The following is a 19,274-nucleotide window of genomic DNA, read 5'->3' on the forward strand; positions in this document are numbered from 1 at the left end:
CAATTGAAAATAACAATACGGAAACTATCTGGATTTTTTTCCAGGGCAGAAGAAAACTTAAGAAAGAAGAACTGGCGTGCGTTAAGGGAAACCGAGGAATTGAATCAAATTCCTCAGCATTAACTCAGGCGGGTAGGAATTAAGATAATATTTTGACTGACGTAGGGATTCGGGTGATGAAGACCCTTCCCTATTTTTTGAGGCTTTCTCATTTTTGTTTCTTAAAGCGATTCGCTTCAACCCCCTTTGAGCGACGTTAACGCCTAAGCTTAGCTGCGCATGGGAGCGCGTCCGAGTTAATTTGCCTTGTTAAGGTGGTTTCTCTTTCGACCCGACCTTATGATACCGATGATGATGTCTTTTGAGGAAATATCCAAATTTACACCTTTAATGCCCATGAGTAATTTTCTAGAAATGACAGGCTTAATGTAGAACGATTCGCTGTTTCTTTTTTTTTATGCGCACGAACTCTTTAAGAGTATCGGGAAGCCTGAGCCACTAAAGCATGTACTCTCTGAGTATTGGTCTCGGCAAATCAATGAAGATTCTCTTTTCATTGCCTCAACTTCGCTACCATTATTGACCGGGCGCATAGGGAGCCCAAAGCGCGTCAGCGCCTTGGGTGGTCAACTGCAGCGCCTTGTTGGGTGTTATTGGGACAGTTTGTGCGAAATGAGCCGATTAAGACTAACTCCGGACTCGGCAGCCAGCTTTGCTAATTGCCGATGAAGCTGCGGCGGTACGCGAACCATAAAACGACCGCTAAATGACTTAACCGATAGTGGCTCCGGTATTGCCTCTCCAGATTCCTTCATATCTTCGACGCATTGAGCTACGATTTTTCGTACTCCGGCTAAGGCTTTTTCCGGAGTGGTGTCGAGCCAGCTTAAGCTTGGGAATTCAACGCAGGAGGCGACATATTCCTCATCTTCTTGTGACCATGAAATTCGATACGTGTATTGATCAATTCTCATCATCATAAGTCTCCAGTCGTTCTATTGCTGCTAAAACTTGACCGCCTTGTTATACGCTTCCATCTCGTTCCTTCGCTTCTGGTAGCGATATGACTTCTATGCGGAGCTTGCTATGGACAGCTGCTAACTGCTTAAGATGCTTCGAGATTTCGGCTAGTTCTTTCGCGGCTTTTACCGCAGGCTTCTCGGCGACGACGGTGTGAGCATAGGACTCGATATCGAGCGGACAGCGTATGGCGGGCATTTCCTTTTTGCCTTTTCTGAACCGCAAGGTTGCGACAAGATTCTTTCCTGCGAGGGCTACTTTCAGCCCCCCATATTGGCCCCAATCGATCCTTCGTGTTTCACCCGGCCCCAATGCGGGAATGCCTTCGATAAGAGGGCCGTGCTTCATTTCAACGGCTTCTTTCGCATCACTTTCTGCGACGCCCCAGGCGCGATCTGGTACAGGATGGTTGAACTCAAACCGAATTTCCGTGGCTAAGCCGGTGCCGATATTCTTGGCTACGAGCTGAAGGATTGATACACGCTCTTCGTCATGCACCACCGTGAGGACAACGCACGGATCGGATGGCGTAGCCAAAATCGACCGAGTGAGCCGGACGTAGATGAACGTTAGTATCGCCAGAACCAAGGTGGCAATAGCCGTAATCCAATCGCTCCAATCCAGAGCGGAGGCAATGTCAAGCAGTTTGCGCACTAATGGATGATCTATTCTCCGGCCTTTTTACGTATAATCGAGAAATTGACTGGCGGATTCTCCTGGATAATGGATGTGCGGCATCTGATTATGCAGGAGGTTCTGCCGGTCAAACGGTTGTTCGCTGCGGCGCCTGGTTAGGCGCCACTACTTTGTGCCCTCCCGGCGGCCCAAGCTCTCGGCGAGAAAAGCCGATACCAAGGCATTCATGCTCACTCCTTCTTGCTTGGCGCGTGCGGTCAATCGAGCGTGCAAACTGCGTGGAACTCGGGCAATGAACTTTCCGCTGGGTAGCTCGCTGGGATTCGGAATCTCGCGCCCAGATTCCTCCGCAGCTTTGAGCCAAGCCGCCAGCGCATCCTTGCCATTAACCATGGCTTCTTCGGGCGTTTCACCATCCGACATGCAGCCCGGTAAATCTGGGTAGCTCACTAGCCATCCACCGCCTTCTTCATCGGTGAGAGGGCGGAACTCAAAAGGATACTCAATATGCTTCTTCATTCTTCCGCTCCAATATCATCCAACAAAGCAAGGAACTGGGTGACGTACACCGGCTTGATGGGGCGCTTGAACGGAATCGTTACGGCCAGTTCGGAATCGGGATGCAGAAAGACAAAGTGGCTACCGCCAGTTTTCCGAACATCGATACCGAAGCATTTCGCCACCGTTTCCAGCTCGTCGATGCGCCAATCGCGCGGATTGGTTCGCATCTTCGCGAGTAACTTTTCGGCCTTGCTCATGAAGCATGTATGATACTTCAGATGATATCATAGGGCAATGCCGCTCAGCGACGGATCGTCAGGGCCATCCGCTGCAGTGATTTGTTAGTCGTTGCCTTCACGGTCTTGGTACTCCATGAAGGAGCGACGAAATATCATCGGACGCTAGATACCCGGAATGGGGGCCTGCGGATTGCCAGCACCGGAAATCATAATGGTGTCATAGCTGAATGACCAAGGATACCTTGACCGACCTGGAAGCTCTTAATCTTTGTTAAGACTGAGCTCAATGGTTCTCCGGCTAATAAAGCCAAACTCCGCAACCATGCGTTTGTTCGTAAAAGCAAGTTCGGTGGTGACATAGCATATAAGCGCAGCTAGCCAAAAAAGGGAAGCAATTGCTTTTCCACGGAGAAAAAACTTCAATCGTAGAAATACCAAGCTAATCGAATAGTCGCCCTAAGAGAGCGCCTATTTGTTTTACAGGTTGGCCGGAAATGTTAATCATGAGGGCATTTTCCGCATTAGAAAAACGAAGTTTATCGAGATCCTGAAGGATGCCTGGAATTTCTTGTTCCCCACAGGGACTCATCCAACGCTTCATTTCGACTACCGTGAATCAGCCGGAGTCGGTATTTTTGTTGCCCAGATAGTTTTTCTGACGCTGGGGGCCGAAGTTCCAAAGTAAGCGCCTCTATGGACTTGAAGATTCTCGCAATCTCTTTCTTGGGGACACGCCGGAGATCTTTAAGCAACGGGCTGCTTGACACTGAGTCTTAAAGCTTGGCCTTGTTAGGGTTTTCAAGCTATACTCGTACGGTACTTCCGTACATTATTAGCGATTTTATGGATACCATTAGCGTAAATAAATTCAGAGAAAACTTGAAAACCCTCGTAGAACAAGTGATTAGCAGGCATGAACCCCTCAAAGTTACGCGGCGGGCCGGCGAGGCGTTTGTGGTCTTGAGTGCCCATGACTGGGAAAGAGAGCAGGAAACGTTGCATGTACTCCAAAGTCAGAACCTGATGCAGCAAATTGCCGCCTCTCTTGAAACCCATACCCGTGGCCAAGGCTACAAACCGACCGGCGAGCAAATGGATGAGATCACTGGTATTTGAGGGTAACACTTGGGAAGCATATGAAAACATGCGTGAAAAGGATAAAAAGCTACATACAGCCCTGTGCAAGCTACTTAAGGAAATGCTCCATTCCGATGATCCGTCTTCCGGTTTGGGCAAACCGGAACTACTTAAGCATGGCCTTTCCGGATTATGGTCGAAGCGCATTTCGCAAAAAGATCGGCTAATATATCGTTTCGACGAAAACTTCATTTATATATTCGCCATTGGTGGACACTATGACCGACCCTAACGCCTAAAGAACCGGTGGCAAGACGTCCGGTTACTTTACTTGTTATATATGCTAAGATACGTACATTATTAAGTACATGTACAGGATAGTTGAAATGGAAAGCATAAGCTATACTGCCGCCCGCAGCAACCTTGCTAAGACGATGGAGCAAGTATGTAACGATCATGCCCCCATTGCGATAACCCGCAAGGGCGAAAGTGCCGTAGTTATGATATCTATGGAGGACTACCAGGCATTGGAGGAAACGGCCTACTTGCTCAGAAGCCCCAAAAATACTAGGAGGCTGATTGAATCGATTGCTGAGTTAGAAATGGGCAAGGGACGCGAAAAAGAACTGCTGGAGTGAAACTGGTCTTTGCCGAGAACGCATGGGATGACTACCTATACTGGCAGAAGACTGACAAAAGAATTCTTAAAAGAATCAATACGCTCATAAAGCACATTGCGCACGAACCCTTTGAGGGTATCGGGAAGCCTGAGCCACTAAAGCATGCACTCTCTGGGTATTGGTCTCGGCGAATTAATGAAGAACACCGCATTGTGTACAAAATCCAAGAAGATTCTCTCTTCATTGCCCAGCTTCGCTACCATTACTGACCAGGCGCATAATACCAAAGCTCAGTTACCACCAGAGCAGCCGAGGACTGCGCGGAGAGCAACCTAAGGCGCTAGCGATTTATTATGTGATTACAATAACTGACTGAGACAGTTAACGCTGACGCCACCCTTTCCTAGAATTGCCGCCAGCACCCTCCCTTATGCTGTCGGAACTATCAATTCGCCAACCACTTCCAAAAGTGTCTCCCGTTCCATATAGATTGCCTGCAATACTCAGCGAGGAAGCTAGAAATAAAATGATAAAGTGCTCAATTGCAATAATTTTTCTTTCAGTTTATAGCTCTCACGCGATCATAGAAACGACAAATTGCCACGCCTTAGCAGCTTCCGGTATTAACAACCAAATAAATTCCGCACAGTTTATTACAAGAGAAACGACAGACTGCCATGCCTTAGCACCCTCCGGGGTGAACAACCACACGAATGCTGCACAGTTCATTACAACGGTTGCCCAGAAAACAGCTCGGAATGGTTGCTTTCTCGATTTATGACGTAAACGGCTTTGCGCGATCAACGCGCCTGGCCAGCCACCAACGAGGGCCAACAGATGAAGCGTACTCTCACTTGTTCGCCATGCCCCTCTTTTAGCCGCCGATTTATCGAGAGCATATGCTCCAAATGCGGCGGTACTGACAACAAGATAGAGTAACAGGATCTGCATTGGGATTGCCGACACCGAAACTGCGCTAACAACAATTAGCAAAAAGCCGGCCGCTAACACATTAGGCAGGGCACTGGATCGCTTTGATTTTTCAGTTTTCGGAACACCTGCAATGATGGCTTCTTTGGCGCAATGCCTACCACGCGCATCGGTGGACATGGAAAAGGTCACAGCATCACCGACCGCTGGCCGACGACCTCGGTTCACGAAAGCCTTGATATGCGCGAATACTCGGTCACCGCCTCGCATAGGGGAGATAAAACCGTACCCCTTTTCATCATTCCAGGATGCGATTTCTCCCTTCATTCTCACAGGCGTGTTTCCTCACGGCCTTTATCCCAACCCTGCAACGAAGGGAGACTAAAACCCAGAATATCTATATCTTCAATGACATGGGCGATATCCAGAGCCACTAGCCGTATCTTCAATCGCCTCGCATATTGCGGTTGAGCACCAGAGGCCGAACCGAACTTATAGAACTTCTTCAGCCCCTTACGCCAGAGCGATTTGCCTGTCATCATATCTTACGGTAATCGGCGCCGCATACAATATGCACTTATTTATAATAGGGAAGATTGCTGAACATCCGCGCCCATGGAAACGCACTTATTTTTACCATTGCCCTCGAGGTCATAAAAATAATGAGTTATCTTCATCAGATTAAGGCTTGCAATGGCTATACTCTAAAGGACTTCCGTCCCTTTTATGTAGACGAGGTTCAGGTAGGCCATATCCGATCTTCTTTTGCGGAAAAACTCCAAAGCTGGCCGGCGGTTTTCCGGGTGACTCCGGCAGCGGTGTATCTCGCGCCTGATCTTCGCTCTTTTGCAACCCGGACAGAGAAGGTAAAAGACGTTTTAAAAGCCTTGCTGGAAAAAGGCATTCTTCCCCGCTGGCATGGGGAAGAATATCCGGTAACTGCTTCCTCCCGGGAAGCGGCGCTATTTGCCATTGACCGGGGAGCGGCTCCTTATTTTGGCATCCGGGCTTTTGGCCAGCATCTGAATGGTTTTGTCTATGACGGGGGCCAGTTAAAAATATGGATTGGCCGACGCTCCCCCACTAAATGGAACGCGCCGGACAAGCTCGATAACCTGGTAGCCGGCGGTGTGCCCCATGGAGTTCCGCTAGGAGAAAACCTGGCTAAAGAGTGCTGGGAAGAAGCGGCCATCCCCAGTGATCTCGCTGCCCAGGCGATTCCCGTGGGCTATATTTCCTACCGCATGGAAACCGCCCAGGGTTTCAAGCCGGATGTGATGTATTGCTACGATTTGGAGCTTCCGTCTGATTTCATGCCCCAGTGCCAGGATGGCGAGGTGGAGGAATTTTATCTATGGCCCATGGAAAAAGTAGCGGCGCTAGTCCGCGAGACTCATTCATTCAAAAAAAACTGCAATCTGGTGGTTATTGATTTTCTGATACGCCGGGGATTTATTACGCCCGAGCATCCCGATTATCTGGAAATGGTGGCGGGTTTGAGGGTGCCGTTGGAAGCGTAACCCGGGCAGTTCTTAACGCTTCCTTAAGAAAAAATCCAGCCGATAATATCACTATAATATAGTTGTTTTCCTTGTTCGAAATTATCCCCGATGGATAGAGGCAGCGCGTTAATGGTATGGGAGTCAGTCACGCCTCTCCGGGCTAATTGTTCCCGCCATTTTTCATGTAAAGAATCCCGGGAAAGTTCGTCAGGGGCGAAATAAGATTGCGCAAGGCATGGGTAGTTGCGTTGTTCATGAACTTTATCATTTATTCTTTCAACCTTTTTTTTACCCTTACCAAGATATTTCCAGACGCCGTCGTCTTCCCAATCAAACCAGAGCAAGTTCGGATTTTGATCTTTTCGGAAAGGACAATACTGACGCTGACTATGTCTTTGGGTCAATATCATTTGCGGACGAGCGCCTTCAATAAAAGACATAGCCTGTTTTGACTGCTCGGTACTTTCCAAAAGTCTCTGTAACTGACCATGTTCAAGCTGGCGCATATCGGGATAAATATACTGGTTTTTGATTTTCTCAGCTTGAATCAGCGGTTCTTGGAGTGTAAAGCGGGCATTAATACTTCCTTGCAAGCTTTCCAAATCGAATATCTGCGCTAATGTCTCGGCCCTGTCAGATAGTTTAAAGTGCTTAGACTCCGGCCCGGGTTTGGTAAAGCGCATGGGTTGCTCATTTAAATCCCGCATGGTTTGGCTCATTATCCGCATGTTGGGTTGACGGGCTTCCCAATGTCGCCGGTGCCGCCAAATGCGCCCGGCCATTTGAATCAAAGACCAGTAAGAATTGGGTTCGACAATTCCCCAGTCGTAGTCGTGATCCCGTCCCACTTCAGATATGGGAGAGGTACTCACAATAACCAATAAGTGGGTTTTTCCCTGTTGCCGACAATTTTCTAAATGGGCGCGCAAAGTTGGATGATCATGCGCTTGCTGCCCTTCTTTACGCTTCAAAAGGGTATTTAATGTTTGTTCAATATGATGGCGGATGAGCGGTAAATGTTTGGCATGATAGCAAATCAGTTTTACCTGAATGCCGTCTAAATTAGCAGGCATATTAAGCCAGTGCTGAGCAAATCCTCGGGTATGGGCAACATTGCTCCAGCGAACGCAGCCGATGGAATAGCGAACGCCGGTTTCCGGATCGTGGTCCGCCCACTGTTGATGCAGTTCCCTGCAACTCTCCATTACATTTTGATAAACTGCTGCCGGTCCTTCAGAAGTGGGTATGAGAACGGTATCCAGCCGCCGCCGCGCGGGTTGTTGCTGTAGCGTATGCAACAGGGCCTGGATAAATCGATCATGTTGCTTGGTAAAAGCAGCATGATCAGCGACAGAAGCTAATTTGATATGGGTGGCATGGTGGCTGAACCAACCGCAGCAGATAGGACCCGATTCCATGCCTTGAAGTTGCCGCCAACGATTAAAGCCGGTTTGGTAGGCGCGGTAGAAAGCGCGTGCGGTGGCCGGTGGCAAGGTAGCGGAAGAAAGCAGCAATTTCCGCCCGTTGAAACCCACCACATAGGCAAGTTTTAATAATGCGGGTAAATCCTCGGCGGAAAAACTGTCGATTTCGTCAATAATCAAGTCCGATCCCGCCATGCGAAAACCCAGGACGGCCGCTGATGCCCGCTGGCTTTGCAGAAACGGCATCAAATGATCGATAGTGCAGACCAGAACAGGAACCTGTAGCAGGTGGTTAAGTTTGGGATTATTGGGCGCGATTATATCTTCTGGCCAGGGGGCGTCAGGATCGTAATCGAAATCAAATTCGCCGGTGATTCCTTCATAGAGGGAGTCGTCCAGGGCGCTGCTTTCAACGCCGGCTTGTTCTTCCTGGGAAAACAGGTCGTTTCCTTTTTCGGCGCCTGTCTCTTCCCCGGCATTCGCCATCCCATGAAGGGCGGTCGTTAAAGCGCCACCCACCATGATCGCGCATTGATTCCCCACGGCATCAGGCATCTTGCCAAACCCCAAATCATCACGGTATTCATCGCCAGTTTGCAAGGTCAAGGTGCGCAGTCCCAAAGCAACTGTTAACCGATAATTTTGATGGCGGTTAGCGGCGGCTAGAATGCGGGCGGTTACCCCGCGTTTTGCCAGAGCCGGTTTCGGCCATTACAAGCGCGAAAAAGCCTTCCTTGGCGTTATCTTCTTGCCGTTGGATTTGGAGCACCTTGCGTTCGGCTTTTTGCTGCCAGCTAAAGGCTTCTTCTTTAATTGGAACGGTCAGGGCGAGGGGAGAGGTTTCAATGGTGCTGGCTTTGCGATTATGCTGAAGTTGATGCAGCTGGTTGAAGGCTTTTCCCGAAAGTTTGCCGACTCGTTCCAAATGGGCGGCCAGCGTTTGTCGTAATTGTCCTTGCTGGCTGTTGGCGAAACAAACCTGCGCCTGGGCTGATTGGGGCCTGACAGGGAGTTCCCTTTTCGCCTGGCTGGAAATGCTGTGATCCGCCAAAACGAGGGCGCAGCGGGCCATATAGCGGGCGGCGCTATACCAAAGCACGCGATCCCGGATAGGAAGCGCGTGTTCCTGTAAGAGGTAACGGGCACGCCGGGCATGTTTGATAATCTCATTGACCCATCTTGGCGATTGTGACCAGGCGGGACGATAATCCGTGGCTAGCCGTAGTCCATCCTGCAATTCCTGGGATCTGTTAAGGTAGGTTTTTTCCAGCGGCGCAAAGCTATCTTCATGTCCGTCCGGTAATTTGTGATGAGATATGATCAAAAAACAGAGTACGCTGAGCAAAGGCGCTAAACCCCGATCACCCTCTGCTGAACTCCATTGTGGACGTAACGTGCTCCCTTCAATGGGCATGAGTTCCCGCCAGTGATCATGGGACGTTTCCTTCCATATCCGATGCAGGGCTTCATAAATTTTTTTGGAGTCGGTAAGCGCCGCGAGCCATTGCTCGTCTTTAAGACTGGCCAAACCAAGGGCAGGTTTGGAGAGGTTATGATTAGCGCCGGCAACCCGGCGGCGGCGTCTTTTGGGGGTAGGCTCGACCGGTGGTGGGTTATCCTCGGCGGCGGGTAGCGCAGTTAAAATGATAAGCCGCAACAGCAGCAAAAGCGATATTCTCTCGTGGCGCACAGGATCGCTTTGGTTACTGTTTTCATCCCGTAGTTTGCGCTGAAAGCAAGCGCCATGTTTCCCCAGATCATGAAAAAGCCCGGCCAATATACAAAGATGATTAAGTAGCCGCACGGCGGGCGCGGTCTCTTCGTTGACGCTCGGCAAAGGAGTCGCACTATGGCTGAAGGCAAACTCACCATTCCGGCTAAAATGCCGGCGGCTGCCCACCACCCAGGCTAACTCCGTTTGGTAACGCCCCTTGACGCGATGACAGGCGACCGAGGTATGGCGGCTGGCCGCTTGAGTTAATTCCCGGCGTATGTTTTGCAAACCTTCCGCGCTAATCCGTGCTAGCCAAGTGCGCCGCCCGATTTGCACCGCATAGCGAGATAGAATGCGGCGCGAGCGTTTCCAGGCAGCTTTTTCGCATTCACTGACGAATAAAATAATCACAGCCGGGCCACGCGCTTGATGGACTGGAAGAGAAAGGTCATAGCATGGCTTTCGTCAAGCCAGGCAATGCACGCCTGGCGCATTTCTTGATCACTGCGGCCTGCCGCCGCGTATTGAAACGCAATGGGCATCACGCATGTATCCTTAATGATGTCGGCCACATCAAATACCAAAGCCCCGCGCCGGGTAGTGCCGTGAATCACCGGCAAGGAATGGGGAATTCCCAAAACCCATAAAACCGCTGCCGCAATCCCGTAGGCCAGATAGTTCCCATGATCAAGATAACTGTTAAAGGGGTCGTTAAAATCCCGCTTGCCAGGATCGCGGGTGAAATTTTCAGCCCCAGGACAGATCTTCCACAGGCCATAAAGTTCTTTGGCGAACTTGGCCTCCTGGACCAGGATCGTTCCATTGTCCCCGGCCAGCTCAATGTCCGCCAGATAACGCTCGGCCAGCTTTTCCAGACTCGCTTTATGGGGTTTCGGCTCTGCCAGTTTGGGCCATTGCTGCATTAAAAATTCGGCCCGGTTTCTTTGAAATGTCTTAGCCACCCTAAGGCGCTGGTCATTGTCCTGCCATAAGCGCATCCACGCTTGGCAATATTCGGTCGGCCGATATTCGTTTTGAGAAGCCAGAAATAGGGGACTTCCCCCGCCGCCCACAAACGCCACCATCACCTGCTCGCTTGCTAGCAGGCGGGCAGCCGCTTGGGTCAGGGAAGTGCCACTACCCAGCAGAATGACATTGGTATTCGCCGGCGGGATGGCAAAAAATTTGGTGAACGCACCTTCCTGGCGGGCATACACCACCCGCTCGTCTTTGGCCATTACCCGGCAATGCTCCAAATAATAAAGCCCCTGGCGGTGGGAAGGCAGTATCGGCATGAAATAACCCTATCTGTGTCATCAAATCCACCTATACGGCGGTGAAAGACTATTCAATAAAAAAACTAAAACTTTCTAAACCGCCTCCGCTTTTTCTAATTCACTTGCACGGCGGTGAACCTATTCATGAAGCATTATTTTTAGCCCGAAGGCGACGATAACTTTAGCACGCTCAGCCGTAAAGAGGGATTTGATCGATGGATACATTTTTTTATTTAAAAATAAAACCAAAACGGTATTGCTTTAAACAACAGGTAAGTCTATATTGCTCTCTGTATTTAAGGCAACGGAGTTATAAACCGTGTTGATAGATAATTTAACCCAAGCGCTTAGCGCCAGTGAAGGCTCATCCGCCGAGCAGTTGAAACAGATAAAATCCCAATTTTTAGGCCATTGCCGGGCGCCTGTCAAGGTTGCGGATGAGGACGTTTCTCCTCTGCTTATTGCCGCGATTAATTTCGCTTACGGCAGCCCTACTTCCTCTGAGCAGTTGCTAAGCGGGGAAAGCGCCAAAGCCGCGCTGACCGCCAAGGTAATCGATAAAACTATTGCGGGCACATTTATTTGGGCCGCCTTGGCTTCCCATATGGGCACCCACCATCCCAAGTCTCGTAATGATAAGGTCAGTTCCGGACCCATTGTGGCTCGTTCCTTAACACCGCCGCCGGCAGGCTTGGTAACCTCGGCTAACCTCAGAACGCGCCAATTCTCCGGCTCCGGTAATGGCGCCAATACCGCCCATTATCAATGGTTGGCGTTCACCTATGAAGACTCGGCCGGAGTATTCAGCGTGATTGAGCGCGCCGCTAGCCAGGATGAGCGTCTGGGCGAAACGGTGCTGACTTTGGGCATTCAGGAAAGTCAGTGGCAAGCCTTCCAGGAAGCGGCGAAGGCGCATTTAGAGACCACCAATCTTGCACCCTTGGATCGGCAATTAAAACAAGTTTTTATTCCTGATCCAGGCCAGAATAACGATTTTATCGTCATCACACCCCTTGCCGCCACGGCAGTCATCGGCGCGTTTGAGCAGCATCGGAGCAAATTGCGGGAACAAGACGCTAACCTAAATTTTCACCGGATAGGTGTTGGTGGCGCTAAGCCGCAAAATGCCGGCAGCCTGATGAACGAACTAGGCGGTAATCTGCGGCAATTAACCATGACCATACCCCGGCTTGATCTCACCCAGCGGCAGCGGCGGCTTTGGCATTTGCAACAGGGACGGTTGTTCCAGCCCCTACCGAAAAAAGAGGCGCGGCGCTTTCAACAGTGGCTGGCGCTGGAGTGGACTCAGCGCTATGGCAATCGGCAAGACCATCTCCAGCGCCTTGAACAGCGGATCGATGAATGGCTATCGCCGGAACTTGAGGAACAGGACCAACTCTTTGCCTGGCTATCCTCCGACGCCCTGGATGCTAATAACGAGCGCCAAAAATTTGAAACAGGGAATGTGCCTAACTGGATTTTAACCTTGGCGGGGATCAGTAAAAACCCGGAAACAGGGCACAGCGTTTACGAAGCACGGCAAGAAGCGGCCTATGATGCGCTTATTTTTCATTTGAATTCACCGGGCGATGAAATCAATAAGCTGATTAGGGACGCCTTGGAAAGCCTGTTGGCTACCCGCCATTCAGTGGGGGAGGCAGTAGCATGAGTTCTTATCATCTTCTCTTACCCACTTTAAATGTGACTGGCTGCAACTGGGAAAGCAGCCACCTCACCCGTTCATTGCCCTTAACCGCCATGGCGGGTTTTGTCGATTATTTGATGTCTTTTGAGCTTGCCGATAACGCGGCGGAGGCTGGCGCCAACTTGGAAGGGTTCGCAATCTGTCTCCATGGCGGACAAATCTATGAAGGCTTGAGCAAAAACCCCCTTGCCTTGTGCAAGGGTAATGGGCTCAGTCAAGCCCGGGATGATTTGCTGAACCCGCCTCTCACTCCGGAAGTCAAGGGTTCCGTGTCCCTTAGTTTGGTGGTGGCTTTGGAGCTGGAAGATAAATCCGCCTTGAATGAGTGGCTGAAAAACCGCGCAACAGCATTTTTACAGACTTGCCGTTTAGCAGGGGGGGATATTATTGGAATAGGTCAGCCAAAAGTTTACATCGAAAGATCCAAACTAGCGCAGGAAATACGGCGGCTGCCGCCTGGTTGGTTTATTGGTAATGGTGCTGAGCTCATCAGCAATGCTCCTGATCCCTTTGCCGCCCTGCTCAATGCCGTGGCTTGGTTTCCGGTGAAAGATAAAGAACCCCAAACTACCTCCGCTCATCCTTCCCCATCCAGGCAACGCCCGTATCCTGGCCATTGGCTCTATGCCACCTGCGTCGGCTACCAACTCCTGGAATCACCCCAACCGCGCCGTAACCGCAGCCATGCTTCTTCAGATGCCGATTCTGCTACGAATCATGCCTACGCCGAACCTGTACACAGCCTGGCTGAGCTGGTCTGGGCGCGAAATTTGTTACGGCCCCAGGATGATTCCACAGCCGATGACTGGCTAACGGAAAACAATCTACTGTGGCGCTGGGAGAGCGATGCTCCTAGCCGCACGGTTTATCTTTCAACGCAAGCGCTTTAAACACTATTAAGGAGTTTCCATTATGGCGACTGTTCAGCTTCCCTCATTACTCAATTATACCCGCAGCATTGTTCCCAGCGAAGGCACCTTCTGGGTGGCCAATGCCGATAACCGGCCATTGCTTATCCAGGATAAAACGGTGCTAGGCACCATCGCCAACTACAGTTCAGTCTATAAAAAAGATAAACAGCGTGATGAAGATGCAATCAATAAGGAAATGATGGCCGGAGACAACAACATTCAGCGGGTGGATAGCTGTCATCTGCCCGCTGATGTGGATACTTTTGAACTTCGTTTTACGCTTAAATTTCTGGCGAATGCCAACGGCCCTGAAGCCTGCGAAGGTGCTGAATTTCGAGAAGACCTAGAAAGCATAGCACAAGCATACGCTGACAAAGGGGGTTTTACCGTATTGGCCGAGCGTTATTTGGCTAACCTTCTAAACGGACGGTTTTTATGGCGTAATCGTTATGGCGCCCAGCGTCAAATCACCCTGCGCGCGCCTTATAACGAGGAGATCAAAGAAACAACTTTTGAGATTATTGACCGTTCGGAACCCACACTGCCGCAAGGGCGGATGGATAAGCTTAAACCCTGGATCGAGCATATTACCCAGGCGCTCAGCGGCAAAATTCCGTATTTCCTTATGGAAATCAGCGCCAGGGTAACCATTGGCCTCGGGCAAGAAGTATATCCCAGCCAGGAGTTTGTTGATAAGGATTCGCGAGGGCAGGGGAAAAAGTCCAAAACTCTCTTTTCTGTGCAAGTCGCCGATCAACAGGTCGCCGCCATGCACAGTCAAAAAATCGGTAACGCTATCCGCACCATTGATAATTGGTACCCAAACGCCAGTGCTGATCGCCCGCTCGCGGTTGACCCCTTTACCGTCGATAAGCGCCGGGCCCGTACCGTGCGGTTGCCAGATCATGAAAAATCGGACTTCTATAGTTTTTTAAAAAATTTACCTGCTTTAAAGGATGACATCGAGTGTGCTCCAGATGCCAAAGCCATACCGGGACATGCTCATTATTTTATGGCCGTGTTGATACGCGGGGGAGTGTTTAGCGGAGAGAAAAAAGCTAAGTAGAGGAAATATTACCCATGTTTTCAGATTATTTTGAAATCCAATCAATAGGACTGCCTGAAGACACGCATTTTATTCTAAGCAAGCTTTTTACCCGGATACATGGCGTGCTGAAATCCGAGTCGTTAAATATTGGCCTTGGATTTCCTGAGCTTAGCCGACATTCCCCTGGAAGCATTGTGCGGTGTTTTGGGGTATCTCGGGAATTGGAACAGTTGCAGCGCAATAACGGTATCACTCATCTTGAAGGGCGCGGAATGATTGCAATCAAACCAATAGCAACCGTGCCTCCCGATGCGATTGCAATTGCTTATCGACGCGATCGTAGCGCAGAGAAAGATTTAGCAGGGTTTAGGCAGCGGCAGATGCGCCGCCGAGTCCGGCGCGCCGAACATGCCCAAAACCAGCCGGAAACGAGCTTGAGAATAGAGGCAAAGAGCAGGCTGCAAGATAACGAGAAGGCGGAACGGCCACCTTATTTACTATTAGAACGGGAGGGCCGACGGCTGCCTATTCATATTAATACGGCAAGCCTTCAGATTAATACGAATATTTGTCAGTTCAGTAGCTATGGATTAGCCAGGAAGGTTGAAGATAAATATTCGGCCGTACCCATGTTCTGACCTTACTTTATTTTATGGAACAAAAAATCCAATAATAACAAATAATTAAATGAATTTTAAAAAAGGAAGGTTGTAGGCTAATATTCGACACAAGACTTTATCATTGCTACAGTTTTTAGCTTTAATTTACTGTTCACCGCCGCACAGGCGGTTTAGAAATTTGGGCGAGATGTTGTGGGCCGGTTGCCAAGGTTCACCGCCGCACAGGCGGTTTAGAAAAGTAAGCAGAAGTCGAACGGGTCATTGCACTGGTTCACCGCCGCACAGGCGGTTTAGAAACCTATCTTGACGTTAGAGAGTATGTCTGGACGGTTCACCGCCGCACAGGCGGTTTAGAAAACGATGGGCAGGTTACAAGCAATGCGGTTAAAGTTCACCGCCGCACAGGCAGCTTAGAAAAGTATGTTTAATTAACTGCTTTTACATTAGATGTTCACTGCCGCACAGGCAGCTTAGAAACTTAGGACAGCAGCGAATGGACGCAAAACAGAGTTCACTGCCGCACAGGCAGCTTAGAAACATCAGTTGCCGGAGTTATTTCATGTATTTCTGTTCACCGCCGCACAGGCGGTTTAGAAATAGATTTCTTTCCGTTGCAGCCATTTTACGGAGTTCACTGCCGCACAGGCAGTAAAGTTAACAGCTTTCGGCTTGCTCCAGCGTCGTGAGTCGCTGCTCCAACTCACGGACCTTTTTGCGCAAATCCGAAAGCCGGTTTAGCTCCGCCAGCGCCCTGCGGTTTTCCATCATAGGCTGGACGGGGCTACCAGTCATAATGGCCTTGGGTGGCACATCTTTAGCCACCCCGGATTGAGCAGTTATCACAGCCCCATCACCAATCCGAATATGACCCACTAACCCTACCTGGCCCGCCAGGGTCACCCAATTACCAATTTTGCTACTCCCGGAAATACCCACCTGGCTAACAATAATGCTGTGCTCGCCGATCTCTACATTATGGCCAACTTGAACCAGGTTATCGATTTTGGTGCCCCGACCGATTCGGGTCGGTCCCAACGCCCCCCGGTCAATGGCGGTATTGCACTGTACCTCTACATCATCGGCAATCTCCACCCATCCCACTTGAGGCACCTTAAAATAGCCGTGAGGAGGGTCCGGCGCAAAGCCAAAACCATCGCCGCCAATAATCACGCCAGAGTGAAGAATAACCCGGTGCCCAATCCTCACCCGCTCCAGCAGGGTAACGCGCGGATGGAGCAAGCAATGCTCACCGAGAATCGTCTTAGCGCCCACATAACAAAAGGGAAACAAGACAGTATGAGCTTTGATAATTACTCCGTCTTCAATCACGCAATAGGCGCCAATACTACAGTTTTCCGCAATTTGTACGCCTTCCCCCACAATAGCCGTGGGATGTACGCCTGGCGCCGGGCGGTAAGAGCGATTGAACCATCGAGTTACCACCCGCGCAAAATCACGGTAAGGGTTGTCTGAAATAAGCAGGCAACGGTCCGGGAATTGTTCCCGATGATCGGCCCCTACTATGAAAGCTCCCGCCTTTGATAACCGAGCCTGGGCCGCATACTTACGATTAGTATAAAAGCTTAAGTCACTCGCCTGGGCCTGATCGAGGGGCGCAATCCCCTGGATGAGGGTGTCTTCATCGCCCTCAATAGCACAACCCAAAAACTGGGCAATCTCCGAAAGACGAATTTCCATAAATTAATTGAGCGCGGGGAGTGCCTGCTTTAGCTGGCAGCGGAAGCGCTCACCTCCTCTAGTTAAGTTATTAAAGTAAGTTTCTAGCGAATCCATAATAGCCAGATGAGTAGATATGCCAAAAATGCCGGGGCGGTTTTTAGTCTTAAATTGCATCTTGTGTGGTGCCCCAAATATCGCCGCGGGGTTCTTGTGGGTGAGATTGCCGAACGCCTTTGTGCCTTGCTCCACAAGAAGGCAGATGAGCTGGAAATGACGCTTCATGCTTTGGAAGTTATGCCGGATCATGTCCACCTGTTCGTTGAGTTTGATCCTCGTTGGGGCGTGGCCGAAATCGTTAACAGGTTCAAGGGCTTCACGAGTAAGGAATTGCGAAAAGAATTCCCTATCCTCCGATCCAGGCTCCCCACGCTTTGGAGCCGAAGCTACTACGCCGTCACGGTCGGCCACGTATCCGAAAGCACTGTTCGCGCTTACATCGAAAACCAGAAAGGCAAATAGATGATCAAGGCATTCAAATACCGTCTTTATCCGAATGCCCATCAGGCGCGCGAACTGGAGATTGCGCTTGAAACGCACAGGCGGCTTTACAACGCCCGCCTTGAACAGCGAAAGGCGGCTTACGAGTTGGAGAAAAAGTCGGTCAAATACGCCGAGCAATCTTCGTGGTTCAAGCACGAGCGATCTACGAATCCCTACTTTGCGCGTCTTAACTTCTCCTCCGCTCAGGCCACCATGCGCCGCCTGGATAAAGCCTTCCAAGCGTTCTTCCGGCGCATTAAGGCAGGTGAAAAGCCCGGTTATCCACGCTTCAAGGCCCGTGGCCGATTCGATAGCTGGACCTATCCGGCGCACGGTGACGGCGCCCGGCTGCTCCATGACCAATTGCGCTTTCAGCATGTGGGCCTGGTCAAAGTACGCCAGCATCGTCCTGTGGAAGGCGCGGTCAAAATCGTGCAGGTTAAAAACGAAGCCGGGAGGTGGTTTGTCATCGCCAGTTGCGATATCGGCGATGGGCCAGCCCCCCGCGCCGAGGATACCTCGGTCGGCCTGGATGTTGGGTTGGAATATTTTCTGTCCACCGATCAAGGCGAGCGCGTCAATAATCCGCGCTACCAAAAAGAAGCATTGCGCCGATTGAGGATTGCTGGACGCGCGGTTTCGCGTAAGAGAAAGGGTGGCCGGAACCGAGCTAAAGCGGTTGCTAGATTGCGCGCGATACAGGCGCGCGTAGCCAACAAAAGACGGGACCACCACCACAAAGTAGCCCGCGATTTGGTGAGTCGATACGCCTTCATCGCGGCGGAGAGCCTGACTGTGCGCAATAGGGTCAGGAACCGTCGGTTGAGCCGGTCGATTTCGGATGCTGGCTGGCGCCAGTTTCTGAACATACTCCGCGCCAAGGCTGAAAGCGCCGGGTCGGTGTTGGTTGAAGTTCCTCCGCAGGGCATCTCGCAAGCGTGCTCCGGCTGCGGCGCGGTGGTACGTAAAGCGCTGTCCGTGCGTACGCATAAATGCCCGGCATGCAGCTTGCGCCTGCAAAGAGATGTCAACGCGGCCAGAAATATCTTGGCCCGTGGCCAGGCCCGGTTGGAGTCTGTGCGGCTTAACGTGGCGCAATAGCGCGTGCGTGCCGCAAGAAGCCGTCTGCTTTAGCTGACGGTGCATCACACCTTCTTCCCGCTCGATTGTCTTATTTTTTTGTTTTATAAGCACGCGCTATCTTTAAAAAGGCTTTACTACCACTAGAATCACCGCACCAATCAGGATTAACACCGGAAACTCATTAAACCAGCGATAATACACATGACTGTGGCGGTTACGTTCCTCGCGAAAGGCGATCAACAGCCAGCCGCAATAAAGATGATAGGCAATCAAAAGCAGAACCAAGGAAAGTTTGACATGGAGCCACCCCGCCTCCATCCAAGCCGGCGTTAAATAAATCAGCCACACACCTAATCCCACCGCCAAAATAGCACTAGGGTGCATAATACCGCGATAAAGCTTGCGTTCCATGACTTTGAAACGCTCCCGCCCTGGCTTATCCTGGCACTGGGCGTGATAGACGAATAGCCGTGGCAAATAAAACAGGCCAGCGAACCAGGTCACCACAAAGATAATATGGAAGGCTTTGATCCAAAGCATGCTATTTTGATTACTCCAAGCTAAAAGTATTATTTATGAGCCCTAGCGCCTGCTAGATTAGCAAATCTTTAGCACAGCTCCTACTGTCATCAACTCTCAGAATCCGCTAAAAGCTGCAGCCAAGATTGTTTTTTATCTGCTATTTGTAACTACTGGGCGCCAAAAACGGCTAAGATAAGGGAAACAAAGCTAACCGATTGACCGAGC

At 50.5% G+C, this 19,274-nt stretch carries 24 protein-coding genes and 1 CRISPR repeat array; of the genes, 12 read left to right on the forward strand and 12 right to left on the reverse strand.

Annotation, left to right across the window (positions count from 1 at the left end; all coding sequences use genetic code 11):
- Positions 1 to 480: 480 nt before the first annotated feature.
- The gene (locus NWAT_RS17655) at positions 481 to 729 is read left to right on the forward strand and encodes a type II toxin-antitoxin system RelE/ParE family toxin (RefSeq protein ID WP_232420280.1); all 249 of its coding nucleotides are present in this window, start codon (positions 481 to 483) and stop codon (positions 727 to 729) included.
- On the opposite strand, the gene NWAT_RS13930 is transcribed toward NWAT_RS17655, so the two are convergent.
- The 5 genes from NWAT_RS13930 to NWAT_RS16850 form a co-directional block, all read right to left on the reverse strand.
- Positions 651 to 980 carry a type II toxin-antitoxin system HicB family antitoxin gene (locus tag NWAT_RS13930; RefSeq protein ID WP_041350791.1) on the reverse strand — a complete coding sequence of 110 codons (330 nt, stop codon included), beginning with the start codon at positions 978 to 980 and terminating at the stop codon, positions 651 to 653. The genes NWAT_RS17655 and NWAT_RS13930 overlap by 79 nt on opposite strands.
- A 43-nt stretch (positions 981 to 1,023) precedes the next feature.
- Positions 1,024 to 1,674, reverse strand: coding sequence for a hypothetical protein (locus NWAT_RS13935; RefSeq protein WP_013221680.1), 651 nt, complete (start codon positions 1,672 to 1,674; stop codon positions 1,024 to 1,026).
- Positions 1,675 to 1,821: 147 nt separating this feature from the next.
- Positions 1,822 to 2,175 carry a type II toxin-antitoxin system HicB family antitoxin gene (locus NWAT_RS13940; protein ID WP_013221681.1) on the reverse strand — a complete coding sequence of 118 codons (354 nt, stop codon included), beginning with the start codon at positions 2,173 to 2,175 and terminating at the stop codon, positions 1,822 to 1,824.
- Entirely contained in the window at positions 2,172 to 2,414 is a 243-nt protein-coding gene (locus tag NWAT_RS13945) for a type II toxin-antitoxin system HicA family toxin (protein ID WP_013221682.1), read from the reverse strand. The genes NWAT_RS13940 and NWAT_RS13945 overlap by 4 nt, the downstream gene beginning before the upstream one ends.
- Positions 2,415 to 2,835: 421 nt before the next feature.
- Positions 2,836 to 2,997 carry a hypothetical protein gene (locus NWAT_RS16850; protein WP_013221683.1) on the reverse strand — a complete coding sequence of 54 codons (162 nt, stop codon included), beginning with the start codon at positions 2,995 to 2,997 and terminating at the stop codon, positions 2,836 to 2,838.
- A 242-nt stretch (positions 2,998 to 3,239) separates the two neighbouring features.
- On the opposite strand from NWAT_RS16850, the gene NWAT_RS13955 reads away from it, so the two are divergent.
- The 4 genes from NWAT_RS13955 to NWAT_RS13970 all read left to right on the forward strand — a co-directional run bounded on the left by NWAT_RS13955 (position 3,240) and on the right by NWAT_RS13970 (position 4,362).
- Entirely contained in the window at positions 3,240 to 3,512 is a 273-nt protein-coding gene (locus NWAT_RS13955) for a type II toxin-antitoxin system Phd/YefM family antitoxin (RefSeq protein WP_013221684.1), read from the forward strand.
- Entirely contained in the window at positions 3,493 to 3,765 is a 273-nt protein-coding gene (locus NWAT_RS13960; protein WP_013221685.1) for a Txe/YoeB family addiction module toxin, read from the forward strand. Before NWAT_RS13955 ends, NWAT_RS13960 begins: the two co-directional genes overlap by 20 nt.
- Positions 3,766 to 3,859: 94 nt before the next feature.
- Positions 3,860 to 4,111, forward strand: coding sequence for a type II toxin-antitoxin system Phd/YefM family antitoxin (locus NWAT_RS13965; RefSeq protein WP_013221686.1), 252 nt, complete (start codon positions 3,860 to 3,862; stop codon positions 4,109 to 4,111).
- The gene (locus tag NWAT_RS13970; RefSeq protein WP_013221687.1) at positions 4,108 to 4,362 is read left to right on the forward strand and encodes a Txe/YoeB family addiction module toxin; all 255 of its coding nucleotides are present in this window, start codon (positions 4,108 to 4,110) and stop codon (positions 4,360 to 4,362) included. The genes NWAT_RS13965 and NWAT_RS13970 overlap by 4 nt, the downstream gene beginning before the upstream one ends.
- Positions 4,363 to 4,666: 304 nt before the next feature.
- Here NWAT_RS13970 and NWAT_RS13975 read toward each other — a convergent pair whose 3' ends face one another.
- Both NWAT_RS13975 and NWAT_RS13980 read right to left on the reverse strand, forming a co-directional pair.
- Entirely contained in the window at positions 4,667 to 5,350 is a 684-nt protein-coding gene (locus NWAT_RS13975; protein ID WP_232420147.1) for a DUF1294 domain-containing protein, read from the reverse strand.
- Positions 5,351 to 5,352: 2 nt separating this feature from the next.
- A complete protein-coding gene (locus NWAT_RS13980; protein WP_013221689.1) occupies positions 5,353 to 5,565 on the reverse strand; it encodes a type II toxin-antitoxin system RelE/ParE family toxin in 213 nt (70 codons plus the stop codon).
- A gap of 120 nt (positions 5,566 to 5,685) precedes the next feature.
- Between NWAT_RS13980 and NWAT_RS13985 the strand changes: the two genes are divergently transcribed.
- Positions 5,686 to 6,543 carry a DUF4743 domain-containing protein gene (locus NWAT_RS13985; RefSeq protein ID WP_013221690.1) on the forward strand — a complete coding sequence of 286 codons (858 nt, stop codon included), beginning with the start codon at positions 5,686 to 5,688 and terminating at the stop codon, positions 6,541 to 6,543.
- Between the two features lie 23 nt (positions 6,544 to 6,566).
- On the opposite strand, the gene NWAT_RS17660 is transcribed toward NWAT_RS13985, so the two are convergent.
- The 3 genes from NWAT_RS17660 to cas1f are packed head-to-tail and all read right to left on the reverse strand — an operon-like array spanning position 6,567 to position 10,958.
- The gene (locus NWAT_RS17660) at positions 6,567 to 8,555 is read right to left on the reverse strand and encodes a P-loop NTPase family protein (protein WP_232420148.1); all 1,989 of its coding nucleotides are present in this window, start codon (positions 8,553 to 8,555) and stop codon (positions 6,567 to 6,569) included.
- A 46-nt stretch (positions 8,556 to 8,601) separates the two neighbouring features.
- Positions 8,602 to 10,074 carry a P-loop NTPase family protein gene (locus NWAT_RS17665; protein ID WP_232420149.1) on the reverse strand — a complete coding sequence of 491 codons (1,473 nt, stop codon included), beginning with the start codon at positions 10,072 to 10,074 and terminating at the stop codon, positions 8,602 to 8,604.
- On the reverse strand, positions 10,071 to 10,958 hold the full coding sequence (cas1f, locus tag NWAT_RS13995; RefSeq protein WP_013221691.1) for a type I-F CRISPR-associated endonuclease Cas1f: 888 nt from the start codon (positions 10,956 to 10,958) through the stop codon (positions 10,071 to 10,073). Before cas1f ends, NWAT_RS17665 begins: the two co-directional genes overlap by 4 nt.
- A gap of 301 nt (positions 10,959 to 11,259) precedes the next feature.
- On the opposite strand from cas1f, the gene NWAT_RS14000 reads away from it, so the two are divergent.
- The 4 genes from NWAT_RS14000 to cas6f are packed head-to-tail and all read left to right on the forward strand — an operon-like array spanning position 11,260 to position 15,242.
- Complete coding sequence (locus NWAT_RS14000; RefSeq protein WP_013221692.1) at positions 11,260 to 12,609, forward strand: type I-F CRISPR-associated protein Csy1; 1,350 nt, start codon at positions 11,260 to 11,262, stop codon at positions 12,607 to 12,609.
- Positions 12,606 to 13,535 (forward strand): type I-F CRISPR-associated protein Csy2, encoded by a 930-nt coding sequence (locus tag NWAT_RS14005; RefSeq protein ID WP_013221693.1) that lies wholly within the window; start codon positions 12,606 to 12,608, stop codon positions 13,533 to 13,535. Before NWAT_RS14000 ends, NWAT_RS14005 begins: the two co-directional genes overlap by 4 nt.
- 22 nt (positions 13,536 to 13,557) lie before the next feature.
- Positions 13,558 to 14,622 (forward strand): type I-F CRISPR-associated protein Csy3, encoded by a 1,065-nt coding sequence (gene csy3, locus NWAT_RS14010; protein ID WP_013221694.1) that lies wholly within the window; start codon positions 13,558 to 13,560, stop codon positions 14,620 to 14,622.
- Positions 14,623 to 14,636: 14 nt separating this feature from the next.
- Positions 14,637 to 15,242 (forward strand): type I-F CRISPR-associated endoribonuclease Cas6/Csy4, encoded by a 606-nt coding sequence (gene cas6f / locus NWAT_RS14015; protein ID WP_013221695.1) that lies wholly within the window; start codon positions 14,637 to 14,639, stop codon positions 15,240 to 15,242.
- A 130-nt stretch (positions 15,243 to 15,372) separates the two neighbouring features.
- A CRISPR array of direct repeats spans positions 15,373 to 15,821; the repeat unit is 29 nt; unit sequence GGTTCACCGCCGCACAGGCGGTTTAGAAA.
- Positions 15,822 to 15,878: 57 nt separating this feature from the next.
- Here the strand turns inward: cas6f and lpxD are convergent.
- Complete coding sequence (lpxD, locus tag NWAT_RS14020; protein ID WP_013221696.1) at positions 15,879 to 16,922, reverse strand: UDP-3-O-(3-hydroxymyristoyl)glucosamine N-acyltransferase; 1,044 nt, start codon at positions 16,920 to 16,922, stop codon at positions 15,879 to 15,881.
- Between the two features lie 105 nt (positions 16,923 to 17,027).
- On the opposite strand from lpxD, the gene tnpA reads away from it, so the two are divergent.
- Entirely contained in the window at positions 17,028 to 17,423 is a 396-nt protein-coding gene (gene tnpA / locus NWAT_RS16395) for an IS200/IS605 family transposase (protein WP_013221697.1), read from the forward strand.
- Positions 17,424 to 18,545 carry an RNA-guided endonuclease InsQ/TnpB family protein gene (locus NWAT_RS14030; protein ID WP_013221698.1) on the forward strand — a complete coding sequence of 374 codons (1,122 nt, stop codon included), beginning with the start codon at positions 17,424 to 17,426 and terminating at the stop codon, positions 18,543 to 18,545. It begins immediately after the preceding gene.
- 102 nt (positions 18,546 to 18,647) lie between these two features.
- On the opposite strand, the gene hemJ is transcribed toward NWAT_RS14030, so the two are convergent.
- Positions 18,648 to 19,067, reverse strand: coding sequence for a protoporphyrinogen oxidase HemJ (gene hemJ / locus NWAT_RS14035; protein WP_013221699.1), 420 nt, complete (start codon positions 19,065 to 19,067; stop codon positions 18,648 to 18,650).
- Positions 19,068 to 19,274: the final 207 nt, after the last annotated feature.

Source organism: Nitrosococcus watsonii C-113 (assembly GCF_000143085.1).
GTDB classification, from domain to species: domain Bacteria; phylum Pseudomonadota; class Gammaproteobacteria; order Nitrosococcales; family Nitrosococcaceae; genus Nitrosococcus; species Nitrosococcus watsonii.

Bases quoted from the DNA above. Each gene is read 5' to 3' on its own strand.
- tnpA (WP_013221697.1), top strand. From the start codon at position 17,028: ATGAGTAGATATGCCAAAAATGCCGGGGCGGTTTTTAGTCTTAAATTG.
- cas6f (WP_013221695.1), top strand. From the start codon at position 14,637: ATGTTTTCAGATTATTTTGAAATCCAATCAATAGGACTGCCTGAAGAC.
- NWAT_RS14005 (WP_013221693.1), top strand. From the start codon at position 12,606: ATGAGTTCTTATCATCTTCTCTTACCCACTTTAAATGTGACTGGCTGC.
- NWAT_RS13975 (WP_232420147.1), bottom strand. From the start codon at position 5,350: ATGAAGGGAGAAATCGCATCCTGGAATGATGAAAAGGGGTACGGTTTT.
- lpxD (WP_013221696.1), bottom strand. From the start codon at position 16,922: ATGGAAATTCGTCTTTCGGAGATTGCCCAGTTTTTGGGTTGTGCTATT.
- NWAT_RS16850 (WP_013221683.1), bottom strand. From the start codon at position 2,997: ATGAAGCGTTGGATGAGTCCCTGTGGGGAACAAGAAATTCCAGGCATC.
- NWAT_RS13930 (WP_041350791.1), bottom strand. From the start codon at position 980: ATGATGATGAGAATTGATCAATACACGTATCGAATTTCATGGTCACAA.
- NWAT_RS13955 (WP_013221684.1), top strand. From the start codon at position 3,240: ATGGATACCATTAGCGTAAATAAATTCAGAGAAAACTTGAAAACCCTC.
- NWAT_RS13965 (WP_013221686.1), top strand. From the start codon at position 3,860: ATGGAAAGCATAAGCTATACTGCCGCCCGCAGCAACCTTGCTAAGACG.
- csy3 (WP_013221694.1), top strand. From the start codon at position 13,558: ATGGCGACTGTTCAGCTTCCCTCATTACTCAATTATACCCGCAGCATT.
- NWAT_RS13960 (WP_013221685.1), top strand. From the start codon at position 3,493: ATGAGATCACTGGTATTTGAGGGTAACACTTGGGAAGCATATGAAAAC.
- NWAT_RS14030 (WP_013221698.1), top strand. From the start codon at position 17,424: ATGATCAAGGCATTCAAATACCGTCTTTATCCGAATGCCCATCAGGCG.
- NWAT_RS13985 (WP_013221690.1), top strand. From the start codon at position 5,686: ATGAGTTATCTTCATCAGATTAAGGCTTGCAATGGCTATACTCTAAAG.
- NWAT_RS13945 (WP_013221682.1), bottom strand. From the start codon at position 2,414: ATGAGCAAGGCCGAAAAGTTACTCGCGAAGATGCGAACCAATCCGCGC.
- NWAT_RS13940 (WP_013221681.1), bottom strand. From the start codon at position 2,175: ATGAAGAAGCATATTGAGTATCCTTTTGAGTTCCGCCCTCTCACCGAT.
- cas1f (WP_013221691.1), bottom strand. From the start codon at position 10,958: ATGCCGATACTGCCTTCCCACCGCCAGGGGCTTTATTATTTGGAGCAT.
- hemJ (WP_013221699.1), bottom strand. From the start codon at position 19,067: ATGCTTTGGATCAAAGCCTTCCATATTATCTTTGTGGTGACCTGGTTC.
- NWAT_RS13980 (WP_013221689.1), bottom strand. From the start codon at position 5,565: ATGATGACAGGCAAATCGCTCTGGCGTAAGGGGCTGAAGAAGTTCTAT.